At 58.4% G+C, this 2671-nt stretch carries 4 protein-coding genes; 2 read left to right on the top strand and 2 right to left on the bottom strand.

Annotated elements, in window-relative coordinates; translation table 11 throughout:
• Positions 1–60: 60 nt before the first annotated feature.
• Positions 61–411: a hypothetical protein gene (locus A2I95_RS30465; protein WP_291735884.1), complete on the bottom strand. Its 351-nt coding sequence runs from the start codon at positions 409–411 to the stop codon at positions 61–63.
• Between the two features lie 87 nt (positions 412–498).
• The gene (locus tag A2I95_RS30460) at positions 499–1371 is read right to left on the bottom strand and encodes a MurR/RpiR family transcriptional regulator (RefSeq protein ID WP_027256330.1); all 873 of its coding nucleotides are present in this window, start codon (positions 1369–1371) and stop codon (positions 499–501) included.
• A gap of 154 nt (positions 1372–1525) precedes the next feature.
• On the opposite strand from A2I95_RS30460, the gene A2I95_RS30455 reads away from it, so the two are divergent.
• Positions 1526–2311, top strand: a complete 786-nt coding sequence (locus A2I95_RS30455) for an N-formylglutamate amidohydrolase (protein ID WP_291735883.1) — start codon at positions 1526–1528, stop codon at positions 2309–2311.
• On the top strand, positions 2304–2671 hold a 368-nt coding region (locus A2I95_RS30450), incomplete at its 3' end, for a TRAP transporter small permease subunit (protein WP_291735882.1). The genes A2I95_RS30455 and A2I95_RS30450, both read left to right, overlap by 8 nt.

Raw genomic sequence — 2671 nt, 5'->3', positions numbered from 1 at the left:
ATCAGACATCACGTTATCCCTCTTGGACTGAATGGAACGTTTTTGTGTTTGTGCGTCGGATTACTGGGTCAGCAGCCAGTCAGCCCCCGACGGGCAGAACTTGCGCCGGACCTGCTTGGGATCCTGGCTGTCCTTAAGGAAGGCCTGATGCTGCAAGAGCAGGCAATCACCCTCCTTGCCGGCGACCCGAACCTCGCCATGGGCGCCACTGTCCCGGTTGGTCCATTTGGCCCGTTTGCCGGTGCCGCCCTGCGCCTCGGCCAGCAGAGACTTTTCTGCCTGGCGCATGATGTTGGTGTCTTGCGGCGTCAGCCCGGATTTGGCCAAAATGCGGCTGAGCGGGTTGGCAGCCACGGGTGCGGCTGCAAGTGCTGCAACAGCGGCAACAGCCAGAATTCTTGAAAATCGCATTTGAATACTCCTGCCTGAAGGAAACCGGCTTGATACACAGTAAGGCGCAACCGGAAGGCAATGTCCATGCGGCTGCCGATTTCCTGATCAGGAGAATTTCCGGAACAGGCGGGTCATGTCGAACAGCTCATCCAGGCGGTCATAGCGGTCCTTGGTTTTGTCCCAGCTTTCCTCCTGGGTGGCCGCGATCATCGCTTCCAGCAGCATCATGGTGGAGATGTTGGAATCCCAGGCGGACGGGATCTCGACCCAGCAGTTGAAGGTATGTTCGGCAACCGACGCAATCGGGCTGGCCCATTGATCCGTGATAAGAACGATCTTCACTCCGCGTTCAGAGGCGAGTTCAGCCAGGCGCTGCAAGTTGGTTTCATAGCGGCGCACGTCGAACAGCAGCAGGGTGTCGCCCTCGACCATATCCAGCACGTAATGGGGCCAGGTGGCGGAGGAAGACGTCATATGGGTGACCCGCTGCCGGATCGCCTGAAAATGGGTAAAGGCGTAATCCGCCAAGGCGCGGGTGATGCGGCCGCCAACCACATATAGCCGCCCCTCTGTATTTGAGAGCTGATGGACCGCTGCATCGAATTGCGCGGTGTCGATGTTGGAAAACGTCTGTTGCAGGTTGTCGGTGACGGCCTGTGCAAATCTGTTCAGCAGGTGGCCCTCGGGTGCCTCGGTCGCCCAATTGTCCCGCCGCTTGGTCGGGCCTGAAACCTTGGCCTCCAGCTCTTTCAGCAGCGCCTGATGGAACTGCGGATATCCTTTGAAGCCCAGTTTCTGCACCATCCGCGCCACTGTCGGTGTCGAGACATCAGCATTGCTGGCCACAATCGTGATCGAAGCCAAACCTGCCGCAGGGTAATTTTCCAGCAATAGATTTGCGAACTTGCGTTCGGATTGGGTGAGCGTGGAATAGGTCTCGCGGATCAACTCGCGAACGGTGGCTGGCGGTTTCGTCAACGGGGCATTCCTGCTTTTTGAACAGACATTTTCCTACTCGGATCCGGCTTGAAAAGAAAGTTTCAGGAATCCCTGTGCGGAACCGATCATGAAAAGATATTGACACAAATATCTCTTCATGGAAACATTTTTCCAAATCGCAGGGAGGCGGCATATGCGAGAGAGCGATTCTCACGCTCAGGGGGAGGCAGTGGAGGTGGTGAACCGTAAGGGCACCAGCCCGGTTCTGCTGTTGTGCGAGCACGCCTCCAGCAATATCCCGGCACGCTATAGCGGACTGGGGCTGCGGGACGAGGACCGGCTGAGCCATGCCGCCTGGGATCCCGGCGCGCGGGCCATTGCTTTGCATATGTCTAAAGCCCTGAATGCACCGCTGGTGGCCAGCACCGTGTCGCGGCTGGTTTACGACTGCAACCGCCCGCCCGAGGCGGCCTCGGCGATGCCGGAGAAATCCGAATTGGTAGAGGTGCCCGGCAACAAAGACCTGACCGCAGCGCAGCGGCAGGAGCGTGCGGACACGGTTTATGCACCGTTCTGCGGCACTGTCACCGAGATCATCAAGGCCCGCAAAGATGCCGGGCTGCAAACCGTTCTGGTTACCATGCACAGCTTCACCCCGGTCTACTTCGGCGAAACCCGCGCGGTTGAAATCGGCATCCTGCATGACACCGACAGCCACCTGGCCGACGCAATGCTGGCCGCGGCCCCTGCCCTGCCGCACCGCCGGGTGGAACGCAATGAACCCTATGGCCCGGCGGATGGCGTCACCCATTCGCTGAAGATCCACGGGCTGGCGCATAGGCTGGCCAATGTGATGATCGAAATCCGCAACGATCTGGTGACCACACCAGAAGAAGAAGAGGCCATGGCAGAAGAAATGCTGACATTGCTGCGCCCGGCCCTGGCCGCGCTGGCGGCAAAAGGGGGCTTTGATGCCTAAAGTAATAAGGGCCTATGTCCGCGGCATCGACGCGATAAACCGCCTCATCGGCCGCTTTGCCATGTATCTGATCTTTGCGCTGATCGGTGTGCTGTTGTGGTCGTCGGTGTCCAAGACGTTTTTCGATCCGTCGCACTGGACGCTGGAGACGGCGCAGTTTGTGATGGTAGCCTATTACATTCTGGGCGGGCCATATTCGATCCAGATGGGATCAAACGTGCGGATGGATCTATTTTACGGCGCCTGGTCGACAAAAACCAAGGCGCTGGTCGATGCTTTCACCGTGCTGTTTCTGATCACCTATCTGGTCATCCTGATGTATGGCGCGCTCAGTTCCACAGCCTATTCCCTGGGCTACTT

The organism is Leisingera sp. F5, assembly GCF_001593695.1.
This window is presented reverse-complemented; position numbering and strand designations above follow the sequence as displayed.

Excerpts from the sequence above, each read along its gene's own strand:
- A2I95_RS30465 (WP_291735884.1), bottom strand. The coding sequence starts at position 411 with ATGCGATTTTCAAGAATTCTGGCTGTTGCCGCTGTTGCAGCACTTGCA.
- A2I95_RS30455 (WP_291735883.1), top strand. The coding sequence starts at position 1,526 with ATGCGAGAGAGCGATTCTCACGCTCAGGGGGAGGCAGTGGAGGTGGTG.